We start from the raw sequence: 15,586 nt of genomic DNA, 5'->3' as shown, positions 1-15,586 counted from the left end.
TTCAATCTCCAAGCAATTGCCGGTCGTCACCGTCGCGGTGAATGACGAGCTGCTGCTTGATGCGCCGAAGCGTGGTCGTCGCCTTCGGCTGAACGGCATAGGCGACCAGGCTCGACAGGATATCGACCGTCGCGATGTAAGCGATGCGCGTCGAGGTCGGGCGATAGATATTGTTGCCTTCGGGCAGATCGATCGGCACGACGATTTCGGCCGCCTTGGCGACCGGGCTTGCCGTCTGGGTCAGCGCGATCGTCTTCACCTTGGCGCCGCGGGCAAGCTCGAAGGCGCGCACCAGCTCCAGATTACGCCCCGAGAAGGACGAGCCGATCAGCACATCGCCCGGCCGAGCCGCCGCCGCCATCATCAGCTGCATGCTGTGATCGGAACTTGCGGTGATGCGAATCCCGAGACGGAAGAGCCGGTTCTGCAGCTCGTCGGCGATCATCGATGAATTGCCGCCCGAGCCGAAGGCGTAGATCATGTCGGCCTTGGCGATATGCGAAACGGCGGCTTCGATCGCGGCCAGATCGAGCGACCGGTGCAGCAGAAACAGCGCATTCTGGGCCTTGGTGATGATATCCTGGGCGACATCGGCCGGATCGGTGCTTTTCGATTCCGGCTTGAGATAACGCACGCCGATATGGGCGGTGCGGGCAAGCTGCACCTTGAAGTCGGAAAAGCTCTCGCAACCCAGCCGGCGGCAAAAGCGGGTGACTGTCGGCGGCGATACCTCGGCTCGCTCGGCAAGCTCGATGATCGAGGCGTTCACGGCGAACTCGAAATCGTTGACGACGATCTCCGCGATGCGGCTCTCGGAGGGAGAGAGCCGGCCCCTGTCTTCCTGCAATGTCGAAAATATATCCAAAGCCGCTCCCGCCCTTATTCCTTATGCACCCTTCTTCTTATAGGCCACGCAGTCGATCTCAACCTTGCAATCAACCATCATCGACGATTGCACGCAGGCGCGTGCCGGCGGATGTTCACCGAAATATTCCTGATAGATCTTATTGAAGGTCCAGAAGTCGCGCGGATCGTCGAGCCAGACGCCGACGCGCACGACATCCTCGACGCCGTATCCGGCCTCATCGAGAATCGCCAGCACGTTGGCGATGGTCTTATGGGTCTGGGCGATAATGTTGCCATCAATGATTTCTCCGTCTTCCATCGCAACCTGGCCGGAAACATACAGCCATCCGTCGGCTTCGACCGCACGCGCGAAAGGCAGTGGCTTGCCGCCGGCGCCGGTTTGAACAGTGCCATAGCGCTTGATGGGCATGCTGAAGTCCTTGCAAATTATTTTCTTGATAAGTTGACAAGTGACCATAAAAAGCAGAATTTGACCAGTGAAAAACACTATTTATGAAAAGAATTTCAATCCGGGGGTGTTATGCGCGATCCTTTCCAGAATCCTTTCCCGTCAGACAGCGCCCGGCATGCGATCTGGGAAATGCTCGTTCCGCGCGATATCGATGCCTTTCTGGCCGCCGACTGGTCGATGGTCGAGCATGACTTCGTGGAAGAGGGCTTTATCGGCATCGACGCTCAAAAGCAGGTCGACCCCGACAGGTGGCGCCTGGCATTTCCGACGCTGTCTGCCTATCGCCAGGAATGGCTGAGGCAGGCGAAGGATTTCGCCGAGCAGCGTTTCGCGGAAGATGCGCGCACGGCGATCTTCACCACGACCACGCTCGAAGATATCGAGATCGAAGGCGAGATGGCGCTGGTTCGCAAGAAATTCGACGGCGGCATCACCAAGGCTGACGGCACCCGCGATGTCCTGCAATGGCAGACGCTCTATTATTGCCGACTTCACCAAGGACAATGGAAGATCTCAGGTTTCACCGGCTACCTGCCGAACCCGATGGGTTGACCCGAGGCCGACAACACGAAGGCGACTTTCTTGCGCATTTTCACCGCGGCACTGGCGACCGAGACCAACACCTTCTCCCCGATCTGCGTCGATCGTCGCGCGTTCGAAGCCTCGCTTTATGCCCCGCCCGGCCAACATCCCGAAACACCGACGCTCTGCACTGCGCCGATCACCGTCGGCCGGCGCGTCGCCCGGGAAAAGGGTTGGCAACTGATCGAGGGAACGGCCACCTGGGCCGACCCCGCGGGCCTCGTCAACCGGGTGACCTACGAGGAATTGCGTGACGAAATCCTCGGCCAGCTCCGCGCCGCTATGCCGGTCGATGCCGTCATCATGGGCCTGCACGGCGCCATGGTGGCAGCCGGATACGAGGATACGGAAGGCGATCTTCTCCAGCGCATGCGCGAGATCGTCGGGCCTGATGTGCTTATCTGCGCCGAACTCGATCCGCACAGCCATCTGACGGCAAAACGGGTCGCAGCGCTTAATTTCGCCGTCTATTTCAAGGAGTTTCCGCATACGGACTTCGTCGACCGCGCCGAGGATCTCTGGCGCATCGCGGTCGAGACGCTCGAAGGCCGGGTCAAGCCTGTCATGTCGGTGTTCGACTGCCGGATGATCGACGTCTTCCCGACCTCGCGTGAGCCGATGCGGTCCTTCGTCGACAAGATCATGCAGATCGAGAAGGACGATGCTGATATCCTGTCGATCTCGGTGATCCACGGCTTCATGGTCGGCGACGTTCCCGAAATGGGAACGAAGCTGCTCGTCGTCACCGATAACAAGCCGGAAAAAGGCGCGGCCTCGGCACGCGACCTTGGGCTCGAGCTGTTTTCGAAGCGCGGCACTTTCATGGTTCCGCAGATCGACGAGAGGCAAGCCGTCGCGCGCGCGATGGCTGCCACCGCATGGCCCGTCGTCATCGCCGACGTCTGGGACAATCCGGGTGGCGGCACGGCGGGAGATGCAACCGTCATCCTCGGGGAACTTCTGACCCGTGGCGTCACCAGTGCGGCGATCGGAACTATCTGGGATCCGGTGGCGGTGCAGATCTGTTTTGCGGCGGGCGAGGGGGCGGAAATTCCGCTGCGCTTCGGGGCCAAGTCGGCGCCCGGCACCGGCAATCCGGTCGACGGCACCGTCAAGGTCGTCAAGCTGGTGAAAAATGCCGAGATGCAGTTCGGCGAGAGCCTGGCGCCGTTCGGCGATGCCGCCCATATCGTGCTCGACGGTATCGACATCATCCTCAATTCGACGCGTGCACAAAGTTTCGATCCGAGCCTGTTTTCGGTGATGGGCATCGATCCCGCCAGGCAGAAGATCCTGGTGATCAAATCCACCAATCACTTCTTCGCCTCCTTCTCGAAGATCGCCGCCGAGATCCTTTACTGCTCCGCCGGAACGCCCTATCCCAATAATCCGGCGACGACGCCATACCGGCGGGCGCCGAAGACGATTTGGCCGATCGTCGCCGATCCACACGGACGAGAATGCGGAGCCGCCTAGATGTCCGATGCCAGCTTTGCCGTCGTCGCCAGAATAGGAGACAGGATCGCCGATCTCTCGACGCCGCGTCCGGTGATCGACGAAGACCGGCTGGCTGCCAACATCACCCGCGTTCAATCCTATATGGATCAGCACGGGCTGAACTTCCGCCCGCATATCAAGACGCACAAGATCCCGGCGCTGGCCGTCGCCCAGGTCGCCGCCGGCGCCAAGGGCATCAATTGCCAGAAGGTCACAGAGGCGGAAGTCTTCGCCGCTGCCGGCTTCGAGGACATCCTGATCACCTTCAACATAATCGGACAGCAGAAACTCGAGCGCCTAGCCAAACTGAACGAGCGAATTTCGGCGCTCAAGGTCGTTGCCGACAGCGAACAGACGGTCGATGCGCTTGCGGCGCATTTTTCCGGCCACAAGCCGCTCACCGTGCTTGTGGAATGCGATACGGGCGGCGGCCGCTGCGGTGTGCAGACGCCTGAGGAAGCGGCCTTGCTCGCCAGGCGCATTGCCGCCGCCGACGGCCTGACCTTCGGCGGCATCGTCACCTATCCGAAGCCGCAATCGGCCGCCGCCGTCGAAGCCTTCATCGCCGAAACACTGGACCGCCTGCAATCGGGCGGCATGGACTGCCCGATCGTCAGCAATGGCGGAACGCCGAGCCTGTTCGAGGCGCATCTCGTCCCCTCGGCCACCGAACACCGCGCCGGCACCTATATCTACAACGACCGCCAGATGGTGCGCATGGGCCATTGCACCGAGGACGACTGCGCCATGCACGTGCTGGCGACCGTCGTCTCCCGTCCGACCGCCGACCGCGCCGTCATCGATGCCGGCTCGAAGGCGCTCACTTCGGATCTCCAAGGCTTCAGCGACTACGGCCTGATCGTCGGTTATCCCGAGGCGCGGATCAGCAGCCTCTCGGAAGAGCACGGCGTGATCAATCTCTCAGACTGCACCGGCCCGCGGCCGCAGATCGGCGAAAAACTCTTCATCATCCCGAACCACACCTGTGTGGTCTCCAACCTGTTCGATACGATGGTCTTCCACCGGGGTGGCGTGGTTACCCGCGTCGAGGACGTCGCCGCCCGCGGCCTCGTCTGGTAGGGGTTTGGAGCGCCTCTTCATGAAACCCCTACCGTTTAGGGGACGATCCCAACCTTAAAAAAATCTTTGCGACAAGCCCGATCTGCATCACCTGCCTTCAAATTCATTTGGGCTATTTGACTCCATATGCTCTCGGACGCTGAGGGCGCGTAGGATGAACGCGATCTGGGCTCTCAATTCCACATCGATGTCTTTCTGGTTTTTGAGACGCAATTCAACCAGAACAGGATGCAGAAACGAATTCATTGCGTCGACAACAGCTTGTGCAGTTTCCACTGGACCATCGGTGCTCATTTTAAATGAGGCGTTCATTTCACAAAGGACTTTTGCGAGAATAGCGGTCAACCGTTGAAGATAGAGGTGCGTTACTGTCCAGTTGTCCAAGTAAGCTGCGACGTAGAGCGCGTGGATATTCGGCGCATGGATAAGATCCTCACGAACCCGACGATGAAGGACTTGGAGGATCGTAACCAGCCTTGCCGGCGCTGTATCAGGACTGTCAGCAATATGAGTGATTGCCGACAGCGTGTCGTCGGTAAGCCTGGCAAAAACGCAATGGTCTATGGCCGCTCTGGTTGGGAAAAAGCGATAAATGTTCGCCCGGCTCATTTCCAGGTTATCGGCTATATCGGCGACGTTGGTTTTCTTGCGGCCAATGCGGCGGATATATGCCTCGGCATGATCAAGAATAAGGTTCCTGATTTCAGCGTCTTCGCCCCGGCGTGACCGTGTGCCATGGCTTGGTATCGCTGAGGTGTCAGAGGCCGCCAACATTTCCCCTTTGCCTATCTTCGCTGCTTTTCAGAACAGAAAAGCTTTTTTGCAACGCCTCGGGTTGAAGCTTGTCCCAGAGCGACGGTGACCCGTTTAGGCGGGCAAGATCCTCATGTCGCCGTATCCACTGCTCGGCCGACTTCAATCTGTTGGGATGGATGTCATCAAGAAGCTGGTAATCGCGTTTGATGACGTCATGTTTCCACATATTCCAGAAGCCAGTGAAGTTGTCCCTGAAACTCATCGTGCTCCTATCGGCGGGATCCGCATTGTAGCCGGCCGGCCGATCTGCCGCGTTCTTGAGAGAACCGCCGAAATACTGATGAACGTCGGTATCGATGTAGCGTGCGGGATGTCCCGTCACACGCGCGAACGCCGCAGCGAGTTCGTCGTAACGCACATGTTCGATGGCAACCTCAAGGTCCATTCCGACAGACCTTTCCGTGTTGTCGAAAAGCCAACGAACATAATATGCGCAATCTTCCAGTGAGACATGGACGACGGCTCCATGCCCAAGCGGCACCCTCCAGGTAACAACGCCCTCCTCAATTCTGGGCGTCATTGGCGTAAAGGGCGAGAACGCCATCTCCATGTACGGCCCTGTCGTAAAAATCGCCGCGCCCATCCTGTCGGCATTGGCATTGTTTTGCGACAGAATCCATTCTGCGACGCGCCCCTTGCCGTCATAGTGGCCGGTTCGGAACTGAGAATCATAACCTGACTTTTTCAGCACATAGTCGAGGTTGCCGAAAACGAAGAACCTGACCCCCTCCTCTATGGCGATTTCATAGATCCTTATCGCGAGAAACGTCTCAGTCTTTTCGCCGGTGTTGAATCCGTCAATATTGACGAAGGCTCCGTCGCAAGCCCGAAAGCCCTTCCGAATGACATCTTCGTCCGCGAACGAACCTTCCAGGATCGATACATTCGGCAATTCCTCAAGTTGTCGCGCACGACCGGACGTTGCGTCGCGTGTCAGAGCAAGAACTTGATACTTGCCATCGCCAACGAGCCCCCTGACGACCGACATGCCCTGCGCGCCGGTGGCACCGATCACGAAAATCCTGCTGGTTTCAAATGACATGTCGATTTCCTCCAAAATTTGAATTGGCCACCGCAAGGCGGCGTTCACTGCGTGCAGTCATGTCCGTCATGCCGTTTGCATGATAGTTGCGGACGGTGTCAGGGCCTGTCGAAATGCGGGGCGGGCCTCGCCACGCTCGACGTACCTTTGGAGATTTGGAATTCCCTCCAGAATATCCGCGCCACGCAACGCGCGCAGGACTGTCACCATCAACAGATCAGCCGCACTGAAGTCTCCATCCAGCCAATCGGCGTAACCGAGCTTTGTTGAGAGTTGGGCGAGCCGGACAGACAGATAGTCGGCGTTGCCTGAAGACATGCAGGGCTCGATCGTGTTCAGCGCCGCAAACATCCACATGACCGCACGCGACCGGGCGCTCATGTCGAGCGGCAAGAGACCAGGGTACGTATGCGCGATGTGATGGACGATCGCGCCGGATTCGAAAAGCACCAGATTCCCGTCCTCATAGGTCGGCATCTGTCCGAAGGGGTGGAGCGCGCGGTACTCAGGACGGCGCATTTCGGAGAAGGCCAGTAATCGCAGCCGATAGGGCTGACCGACTTCCTCAAGCGCCCACCGCACGCGCATATCCCGGTGGAACCCCCGGCCGCCATCGGGCGGGTTTTTGAAAATTGAGACGATCGGGGTCATGTTGCACCTGTTAGTTCGTGAGCGTGGATCGTTCAGCTGGAGACCGGCGTTGCCGGGCTTGGGGCGGGACTCTGTCCCCTTTCGAAGGAGACGGCAGACCTTATGCCCGATAATGTGACGGCCTGCCCTTTGACCCTCCGACGCGTCAGGGACGCTTCGGAGGGTCATTGCATCACTCGGCCGCCAGATGCAGCTTCGGTTCCAGGCGGGTCGCCTCCGGCTGTGTGACGCCATGGTCGGCGTGCACCGCGTTGTCCTCCGTCGGCTTGATCCGGAACCAGGCCGCATAGAGAGCAGGAAGGAACAGCAGGATCATGAGCGTGCCAACAGCCGTCCCGCCGATCAGCGTATAAGCCATCGATCCCCAGAACACTGAGTGGGTCAGCGGAATGAACGCGAGTACCGCCGCAAGCGCCGTGAGGATAACCGGACGAGTTCGTTGCACGGTCGCTTCGATGACAGCGTGATAATCGTCCAGACCTGCCGCCTGATACTCCTTGATCTGCTCGGTCAAGATAAGCGTATTGCGCATCAGGATGCCGGCAAGTCCAATCAGACCCAGAATGGCGTTAAAGCCGAATGGTTGATTGAAGAGGAGCAAAGCCGGCACTGCGCCGGCAAGGCCAAGCGGCGCCGTCAGTATGACCATGGTCATGGTCGACAGGCTGCGAACTTGAAGAATGATCACGATCAGTGTCGCTGCGATCATCAAGGGGAAGATCTTGACCAGCGCGGCGTTTGCCTTGAGGGATTCCTCGATATTGCCGCCCATTTCGATCCGATAGCCGACCGGCAGCGAGGTGATCAATGGCTGCAGAGCCTGCATGACGGCTTTCGACACTTCCGGCGGTTGCGTTGCCTCGCTGATGTCAGACCGGACGGTGATGACCGGCGTGCGGTCACGGCGCTTCATGATCGGCTCTTCGAAGCTGACCTCCGAGTGACCGATCTGATCGAGCGGAATCGCCCTTCCGTCCCTGCTGATCAGCGAGAAGTCTGAGAGCTTTGAGGGATCAAGACGATTGTCGCCGCCGCTGCGCGCAACAACCGGGACGTTGCGGATGTTTTCACGGACCTGGGTGATCGGAACGCCCGTCAGCAGAAGCTGCAACTGTTGGGCGGCTTCGGCCGGCGACAGGCCGATGAGATTAAGCCTCTCCTGGTCAGGAATGAAGCGGACGATAGGCGTGCGGTTGCCCCAATCGCGGTTGGACTGGCGAACGTCCGGGACGGTTTTCATGATCGCGAGTGCTTGTTCCGAGATCTGATAGAGCTTCTCGGGATCGGGCCCCATAATGCGAAACTCGACGGGGAACGGTGTGTAAGGGCCAAACACGAGCTGCGTGACGCGAACGGAGGCTTCCGGCGCAAGGCCATCGGCGATGGCTGCACGCAGGCGATGCTTCAGCGCTTCGCGACCTTCGGCATCGGGGGTGAGCGCGACGATCTTGGCGAACGCCGGATCCGGCAGTTCAGGCGCCATTGCAAAGAAGAATCGTGGCGCGCCCTGGCCGATATAGCTGGTGACGATCTTCGACTCGGGCTGCTCCTGCAGCCAGCGCTCGAGCTTTTCGACAGTGGCCGTCGTCGTTTCGATGCTCGTGCCTTCGGGCAGCCGAACCTCGACCAACACCTCGGGGCGGTCGGAGGTCGGAAAGAATTGCTGCTTGACGCTCCCCATTCCGACGACGGAAACACCCATCACCACGACCACGACGGCGCAGGTCATGAACTTATGGCGGACGGCGAACTTGATGACCGCACGAAGACGTTGGTAATTCGGCGTGCCATAGATAGCGGCGTGGCCTCCAGTAACAGGCTTGATGTCAGGAAGCATCTTGACGCCGAGATAGGGTGTGAACACCACGGCGATGATCCAGGATACGATGAGAGCGAAACCCACGACCCAGAAAATGTTGCCGGCATACTCACCGGCCGTCGATTTCGCAAAACCGACCGGCATTAGGCCGATAATGGTGACAAGCGTGCCTGACAGCATCGGCGCTGCGCTGTGGCTCCAGGCATAGGCAGCCGCCTTGATGCGATCCATGCCCTCTTCCATCTTTACGACCATGATCTCGATGGCGATGATGGCGTCGTCGACCAGAAGCCCGAGCGCCAGGATCAGGGCTCCAAGCGTAATGCGATCGAAGAAGCGTCCGGTCTCCAGCATGATCAGGAAGACCACGGCAAGCGTCAGTGGAACCGCAAGTGCCACGACGATACCGACGCGCCAGCCCAGAGCGATCAGACTGACGAACAGCACGACGCCGAGCGCCATCGCGAACTTCATCATGAACTCGCCGACGGCTTCCTGAATGTTGACGGCCTGGTCGCTGACCTTCGCCAGGGTCATACCGAGTGGCAATGACTGGCTGATCGTCGCGGATCTCTCTTCAAGTGCCTTGCCAAGCTCGAGACCATTCCAGCCCGATTGCATGACGGCACCGAGCATGATGGCGGGCTCGCCTTCGTGTCGAATGATGTAGGTCGCGGGATCTTCGTAGCCGCGACGGATGTCCGCGATATCGGAAAGTTTCAGAGTCCGGCCACCGGCCACGATCGGCGTATCCGCGATGGCCTGTATGCTGTTGTAGGCGCCATCAAACCGGATAAAGACCTGCGGACCGCGTGTATCGATGGAGCCGGCAGGCGTGACGGTGTTCTGGTTCTGTAGGGCCGACGCAATGTCCTGCGCCGACACACCAAGTGTCGCGAGCTTGGCGAAAGAGAATTCCACAAAGATCTGCTCGGGCCGTTCCCCAAGAATGTTGATCTTCTTCACGCCCGGCACATGCAGAAGGTCCTGCCGGATCGTTTCCGCCTGACGAACCAGGTCACGCATCGGCATGCCCTTGGCTTTCAGCGCGTAAAGGGCAAAGCTGACGTCGGAATACTCATCGTTGACGAAAGGCCCGAAGACACCAGGCGGCAGGCTCCTCGCCTCGTCGCCCAGTTTCTTGCGTGCCTGATAGAATTCTTCCTCGACCGCGCTAGCCGGCGTATCGTCTTTGAGGGTGACCGTCAGGAATGCGTAGCCCGGACGAGTGGTCGTCTCCACCCGATCGTACCAGGTCAGTTCCTGAAGACGTTTTTCAAGCGGTTCCGCGACGAGATCCTGCATCTCGCGCGCCGTTGCGCCCGGCCAGACACTCGTGACGGTCATCGTCTTGATGGTGAAAGACGGATCCTCTGCGCGCCCGAGGCTCACGAAGGCATAGACGCCTGCTGCAGCTAGAAGGACGATAAAAAAGAGGGTGACGGCCCGCTCACGAACGGCGAGCGCGGAAAGATTGAAGCTCATCACTTGGCCACCTCTGCTTTTTCGATACTCGTGCGAATTTCCGCGCCATCGGTCAGGAGATGCGCGCCGAGAGCCACAACCACCTCCCCTGGCTTCAAGCCCGAAACGATCGCGTCTTCTTGACCAAGTCGTTCAATTTTAAGATCACGGAAGTGCACCTTGGACGCTTTCTCGTCGACGACCCAGATACCGCTACGGTTGCCATCGTCCAGGAGAGCGCCGACCGGCACCTCGGCATGGGACTGCGCATCCTTGTTCGGAATCTTGATCGTCACCGTTGCACCCAGGGATGCCGTGGCTGCACCTCCTTGCAGGACCCAGCGGGTTTCGTAGGTGCGGGTTCGCGTGTCTGCCGCAGCAGAAATCTGGCGAAGCACCGCGTTGTCCTCAGTGTCGCGGCCATAAACGGTGGCTTGCGCGGTCGCGCCGATCTCCGGCCGGAGATTTTCCGGCATCCATACCAGAGCTTCTCGTGCTCCGGCCTGGGCAAGCCGAATGACCGTCTGGCCGGCGGCAACCACCTGTCCGGGCTCACCCAGCGTTTCGACAATTGTTCCGTCAGCGTCTGCCAGCAGCACTGTATATGTCGCCTCGTTGTCGGCGACATTCGCGTCAGCTTGCGCGGCGGCAAGTTGCGCGGCGGCAGTATCAAGGGCCGCCTTCGCCTTTTCATATTGCTGTGTGGACGCAGCCAAGTTTTTCACCAGAGCACCAAAACGCTTTTCGTCGGCCTGCGCCTGAACGAATGTTGCCTGGGCAGCCGCAACGGCATTGCGTTTCGCGGTCAGCGCGAGACGCAGATCCGTTTCGTCGATCTTCATCAGCGGCTGTCCCGCTTTCACCTCGTCACCGAGGTTGACCAACCGTTCGATGATCTTGCCGGGAACCCGAAAGCCAAGGTCGCTCTGGACGCGGGCCGCAATCGTCCCGGTAAAGCTTCTGGCGACGGTATCCGGTGTCGTTGCCTTCACGACGCTCACAAACGGGACAGCGGTCCGGGGATCGGCGGCTGCCGAGACTTTCTCGGTCGGCCAAAAGACAAACGCTGCGGTGGCGGCGCCGGCGATCACGACCGCAGAGGAGAGAAGAAACTTCGTTTTCATGGGATGACCCTTCTTGACGGTCGATGCATCGGAATAGATTGCAACTTAAATCTAAAGCGTATATAGATGTCAAGTGAAATCTAAATGGAGCGCCAAATGCGAGTCACTCGAGCCCAAGCTGAAGCCAATCGAGACGCCGTGATCACTGCCGCAAGCCGACTCTTTCGCGAGCACGGTTTTGACGGGATCGGTCTTAAAGACCTGATGCAGGGAGCCGGCCTTACCTCGGGCGGCTTCTATAAGCAGTTCGAATCCAAAGACGATCTCGCGGCGCTCGCATCCCGGCGGGCGATGGAGAGTGCAACGCGCCGGTGGTCGTCCGTTGCAGCCTCAAGCTCGGATCCGTTGCGCGCGGTCGTCGGTCTCTACTTGTCGGCGGACCATCGCGGAGAAACGGCAGACGGATGTCCGCTCGTCGCACTTGGGTCTGACGCGGCTCGGCAAAGTGCGGAAATCCGGACACCCTTCCAAGACGGGATCGAGGCTCATCTGCAAGTGCTGGAGGAACTGATGCCGGAAAAGGGCGAGCCCGACGCCAATGAAAAGGCAATGGTGGTGTTGTCCCTGATGATCGGTGCGGTCACGCTATCAAGGATCATGACGGACGCGGATCTGTCGGACCGCCTGCTTCAAGCGGCGGCCAACGCGGTAAAGCGTCTCGCCCTCGACGGAGACTAGGAAGCCACCGTTCCCGTCCTGCAACACACAATTTCTCGGAGGTATCATGCGTCGTATCGTCGTCACAGGCATGGGAGCGCTTAGCCCGCTCGGTGCCAATGTCTCAAACTCCTGGACACGGCTCAAAGCCGGAAAATCCGGGATTCGCCGCCTATCGGACGAGGTTGTCGGTGATCTCCCCGCCAAGATCGGTGGCGTGGTCCCATCCATCGCCGAGGACGCAGAAGCAGGGTTCGATCCTGATCTTGTGCTGCCGCTGAAAGATCAGCGAAAGATCGATCGCTTTATTCTTTTCGCGCTCGCAGCGGCTGACGAAGCACTTGCGCAGGCGCGTTGGAAGCCCATTTCGGAGGAGGACCGCGTTCGAACGGCGACGATCATTGCTTCCGGGATCGGTGGCTTCCCCGCCATCACTGACGCTGTGCGGACTGTCGACCATAAGGGGCCACGACGTTTGTCGCCCTTCACCATCCCGTCGTTTCTGGTCAACCTGGCAGCAGGTCAGGTATCGATACGACATGGGTTGAAGGGTCCCCTTGGAGCACCGGTGACAGCGTGCGCTGCAGGCGTTCAGGCGATTGGTGACGCCGCCAGGCTCATTCGTGCGAACGAAGCCGACATCGCCATCTGCGGCGGGACGGAAGCCTGCATGAATATCGTGAGCCTTGGCGGCTTTGCTGCTGCCCGGTCCTTGTCTGCGGGGTTCAACGACACGCCTGAACTGGCATCGCGACCGTTCGATACACTCCGCGACGGGTTCGTCATGGGCGAAGGTGCAGGCGTGCTGGTCATCGAATCCCTCAGCCATGCCCTTGCGCGCGGCGCCGAGCCTTTAGCCGAATTGGTCGGCTACGGCACGACAGCCGACGCTCACCACATCACGTCCGGTCCTGAGGACGGATCGGGCGCCGCGAGAGCCATGCAGATTGCAATCCAACAGGCCGGCATTTCTCCTCAGGAAATCCAGCACGTGAATGCTCACGCCACCTCAACGCCGGTTGGGGACCGCGGGGAAATCGAGGCCATCAAGTCTGTGTTCGGGAAGGGATCCGGTCTGGCGGTGAGCGGCACGAAATCAGCGACCGGTCACCTGCTCGGTGCTGCCGGTGGATTGGAAGCAATCTTTGCAATCATGGCTCTGCGCGATCAGATCGCGCCGCCAACGCTGAATCTGAACGCACCCGACCCTGCCAGCGACGGAATTGACATCGTCGCCAAGGTGGCCCGGCCGCTGTTCATGGATTACGCGATCACCAATGGCTTCGGGTTCGGCGGCGTGAATGCGAGTGCGCTGTTTAAGCGCTGGCCTGCAAAAGCGGCATAGGCCTCTACAAACAATTCGAACGAGGATAGGACGGATTATTATGATGCACCCCCTACAGAAACCGGCAGGCTGGAAGCCGAAGATTGCCGTGATCGGTGTCGGAGGCGGCGGCGGAAACGCCGTCGACAACATGATTACGCAGGAATTATCCGGTGTCGATTTTGTGGTTGCCAACACCGACGCTCAGGCGCTCGTCAAGTCGAAGGCGTCGCAGGTCGTGCAACTTGGCCTGAAGGTTACCGAGGGTCTGGGCGCCGGCTCGCTCCCGGCAATCGGTCGTGCCGCTGCGGAAGAGTCGATCCACGAGATCATGGAGCATCTCGCCGGTTATCATATGTGCTTTATCGCCGCTGGCATGGGCGGTGGCACAGGCACCGGGGCAGCGCCGGTTATTGCCCGCGCCGCACGGCAGGCCGGCGTTCTCACGGTCGCTGTTGTCACGGAGCCGTTTGCGTTCGAAGGCTCGCACCGCATGCGCCAGGCAAAAGACGGCATCGAACAGCTCCTCGAAGTCGCCGATACTGTCATTGTTGTCCCAAACCAGAGCCTTCTTCGCCTGTCGGACCCTCACACGACGCTTGCGGCGGCCTTTGCTTCGGCTGACGCCGTGCTCTACGCAGGCGTCAGCTCGATCGTCGACCTGATCCTGAAGGAAGGCGTGGTCAATCTCAATTTCGCCGATGTGAAAGCGATCATGCGGGACATGGGCACGGCGGTGATGGGGACCGGAGAAGCTGCGGGCCAGGGCAGAGCGACTGCGGCCGCGAAAGCAGCCCTGGAAAATCCGCTGTTTGGCGACGCGATACTTAAGGACGCAAAAGGGGTTATCGTCTCGATCTCTGCTGGTCGAGATCTCACCCTGTTCGAAGTCGATGAGGCGGCCGGCCGCATTCGCGAAGAAGTCGATGGGAATGCCGAGATCATCTTCGGCGCAAGCTTCGACGAGAGCCTCAGTGACCGTATGCGGGTCTCTATCGTTGCCACCGGCCTTGGTCCCGCCGCCCGAATTCCCTCAATTGTCCAAATGGTCGCCTGACTGCGGTTTCGCAATGCTTCACGCCGCCGTCGGATTGATCACATTCATATCGATTTCGGTCAATTCGACGCGCCGCTCGAAGGCAATGCCCGCTTCGTCGAACAGATGGCAGTCCGCGGCATTGATGCCGGTTGCGACAGGTGCATCGGCGCGAATGCCGACGCTGCCGGGCAGCATGGCGCAGAAGTTCTCGGCCTCGCCGTTGAGCGAGGCGTAAGCGACCGTATTGGCCCCAAGGCGTTCGATCACCGTGGGCGTCACGGTAAAGACGATATCGCCGCCGTTCAGCTGGATATGCTCCGGGCGGATGCCGAGTGTCATCGTCTTGCCGGCCATGCCGTCGCGCGGCTTCACCGGCAGAACGGCGGTCTGGCCTTGATAATCCACCTCGACGCCATTGGCGCCGACGCCCTTGCAGGTCACCGGCAGAAAATTCATTTTCGGGTTGCCGATGAAGCCGGCGACGAACTGGTTGGCGGGCTTGTGATAAAGCTCCAGCGGCGCCCCTGTCTGGGAGATATCGCCGGCGTCAAGCACGACGATACGGTCGGCCATGGTCATCGCCTCGACCTGGTCGTGCGTCACATAGATCATCGTCGCCTTCAACTGCCTGTGCAGCTTGGCAAGCTCGATGCGCATATCGGCGCGCAGTGCCGCGTCGAGGTTGGACAGCGGCTCGTCGAACAGGAATATTTTCGGTTCGCGCACGATGGCGCGGCCGATCGCGACGCGCTGGCGCTGGCCGCCGGATAACACGCCGGGTTTCTGCTGCAGCCGCTGTTCCAAGTGAAGGATGCGCGCCGCATTTTCCACCCTGGCCTTGAGCTTGGCCTCTTCCATCTTTTCGACGCGAAGCGGGAAGGCGATGTTTTCGAAGACCGTCATGTGCGGATAGAGCGCGTAGGACTGGAACACCATGGCGATGCCGCGCTTGACCGGCGGCAGGTCATTGACCCTGATACCATCGATGACGATATCTCCAGCCGTCGTCGCGTCGAGACCGGCGATCATCCGCAGCAGGGTGGATTTGCCGCAGCCCGACGGGCCGACGAAAACGACGAACTCGCCGTTCCTCACATCGAGCTGAACGCCCTTCAGAACTTCGTAGTCGCCATAGAACTTCTGAACTTTGTTAAGAAGGAGCTGTCCCAAAAA

At 59.7% G+C, this 15,586-nt stretch carries 14 protein-coding genes; 6 read left to right on the top strand and 8 right to left on the bottom strand.

Going from position 1 to position 15,586, the window contains the following annotated elements:
• Window position 1: 1 nt before the first annotated feature.
• Both RCCGE510_RS05485 and RCCGE510_RS05480 read right to left on the bottom strand, forming a co-directional pair.
• Window positions 2–865, bottom strand: coding sequence for a MurR/RpiR family transcriptional regulator (locus RCCGE510_RS05485; protein ID WP_007627927.1), 864 nt, complete (start codon window positions 863–865; stop codon window positions 2–4).
• A gap of 21 nt (window positions 866–886) precedes the next feature.
• Window positions 887–1,276, bottom strand: a complete 390-nt coding sequence (locus tag RCCGE510_RS05480) for a RidA family protein (RefSeq protein WP_007627924.1) — start codon at window positions 1,274–1,276, stop codon at window positions 887–889.
• A gap of 111 nt (window positions 1,277–1,387) precedes the next feature.
• Here RCCGE510_RS05480 and RCCGE510_RS05475 point away from each other — a divergent pair, with 111 nt between their 5' ends.
• Genes RCCGE510_RS05475 through RCCGE510_RS05465 form a run of 3 tightly spaced genes read left to right on the top strand, consistent with a single transcriptional unit; the run spans window position 1,388 to window position 4,477 of the window.
• On the top strand, window positions 1,388–1,870 hold the full coding sequence (locus RCCGE510_RS05475; RefSeq protein WP_007627923.1) for a hypothetical protein: 483 nt from the start codon (window positions 1,388–1,390) through the stop codon (window positions 1,868–1,870).
• A gap of 30 nt (window positions 1,871–1,900) precedes the next feature.
• Window positions 1,901–3,376: a M81 family metallopeptidase gene (locus RCCGE510_RS05470; RefSeq protein WP_007627921.1), complete on the top strand. Its 1,476-nt coding sequence runs from the start codon at window positions 1,901–1,903 to the stop codon at window positions 3,374–3,376.
• Window positions 3,377–4,477, top strand: coding sequence for a D-TA family PLP-dependent enzyme (locus RCCGE510_RS05465; protein WP_007627919.1), 1,101 nt, complete (start codon window positions 3,377–3,379; stop codon window positions 4,475–4,477). It abuts the gene before it with no gap.
• Window positions 4,478–4,564: 87 nt separating this feature from the next.
• Here the strand turns inward: RCCGE510_RS05465 and RCCGE510_RS05460 are convergent, their stop codons facing one another.
• From RCCGE510_RS05460 to RCCGE510_RS05440, 5 genes are all read right to left on the bottom strand, one after another.
• Entirely contained in the window at window positions 4,565–5,251 is a 687-nt protein-coding gene (locus RCCGE510_RS05460) for a TetR family transcriptional regulator (protein ID WP_007627918.1), read from the bottom strand.
• The gene (locus RCCGE510_RS05455; protein ID WP_007627917.1) at window positions 5,235–6,335 is read right to left on the bottom strand and encodes an NmrA family NAD(P)-binding protein; all 1,101 of its coding nucleotides are present in this window, start codon (window positions 6,333–6,335) and stop codon (window positions 5,235–5,237) included. Before RCCGE510_RS05455 ends, RCCGE510_RS05460 begins: the two co-directional genes overlap by 17 nt.
• Window positions 6,336–6,401: 66 nt before the next feature.
• Window positions 6,402–6,986, bottom strand: coding sequence for a glutathione S-transferase family protein (locus tag RCCGE510_RS05450; protein ID WP_007627916.1), 585 nt, complete (start codon window positions 6,984–6,986; stop codon window positions 6,402–6,404).
• Window positions 6,987–7,158: 172 nt separating this feature from the next.
• A complete protein-coding gene (locus RCCGE510_RS05445; protein WP_007627915.1) occupies window positions 7,159–10,290 on the bottom strand; it encodes an efflux RND transporter permease subunit in 3,132 nt (1,043 codons plus the stop codon).
• A complete protein-coding gene (locus RCCGE510_RS05440; protein WP_007627914.1) occupies window positions 10,290–11,393 on the bottom strand; it encodes an efflux RND transporter periplasmic adaptor subunit in 1,104 nt (367 codons plus the stop codon). The genes RCCGE510_RS05445 and RCCGE510_RS05440 overlap by 1 nt, the downstream gene beginning before the upstream one ends.
• Window positions 11,394–11,489: 96 nt before the next feature.
• Between RCCGE510_RS05440 and RCCGE510_RS05435 the strand changes: the two genes are divergently transcribed.
• From RCCGE510_RS05435 to ftsZ, 3 genes are read left to right on the top strand one after another with little or no spacing between them, the layout of a single operon-like run.
• The gene (locus tag RCCGE510_RS05435; RefSeq protein ID WP_037077866.1) at window positions 11,490–12,071 is read left to right on the top strand and encodes a TetR/AcrR family transcriptional regulator; all 582 of its coding nucleotides are present in this window, start codon (window positions 11,490–11,492) and stop codon (window positions 12,069–12,071) included.
• 46 nt (window positions 12,072–12,117) lie between these two features.
• Window positions 12,118–13,395, top strand: coding sequence for a beta-ketoacyl-ACP synthase II (gene fabF, locus RCCGE510_RS05430; protein WP_037077841.1), 1,278 nt, complete (start codon window positions 12,118–12,120; stop codon window positions 13,393–13,395).
• A 43-nt stretch (window positions 13,396–13,438) separates the two neighbouring features.
• A complete protein-coding gene (gene ftsZ / locus RCCGE510_RS05425; protein WP_037077865.1) occupies window positions 13,439–14,431 on the top strand; it encodes a cell division protein FtsZ in 993 nt (330 codons plus the stop codon).
• An 18-nt stretch (window positions 14,432–14,449) separates the two neighbouring features.
• Here the strand turns inward: ftsZ and ugpC are convergent, their stop codons facing one another.
• A complete protein-coding gene (gene ugpC / locus RCCGE510_RS05420; RefSeq protein ID WP_007627909.1) occupies window positions 14,450–15,583 on the bottom strand; it encodes a sn-glycerol-3-phosphate ABC transporter ATP-binding protein UgpC in 1,134 nt (377 codons plus the stop codon).
• Between the last annotated feature and the right edge of the window lie 3 nt (window positions 15,584–15,586).

Origin of the sequence: Rhizobium sp. CCGE 510 (assembly GCF_000292525.1) — a bacterium.
Taxonomy (GTDB): domain Bacteria; phylum Pseudomonadota; class Alphaproteobacteria; order Rhizobiales; family Rhizobiaceae; genus Rhizobium.
This window is presented reverse-complemented; position numbering and strand designations above follow the sequence as displayed.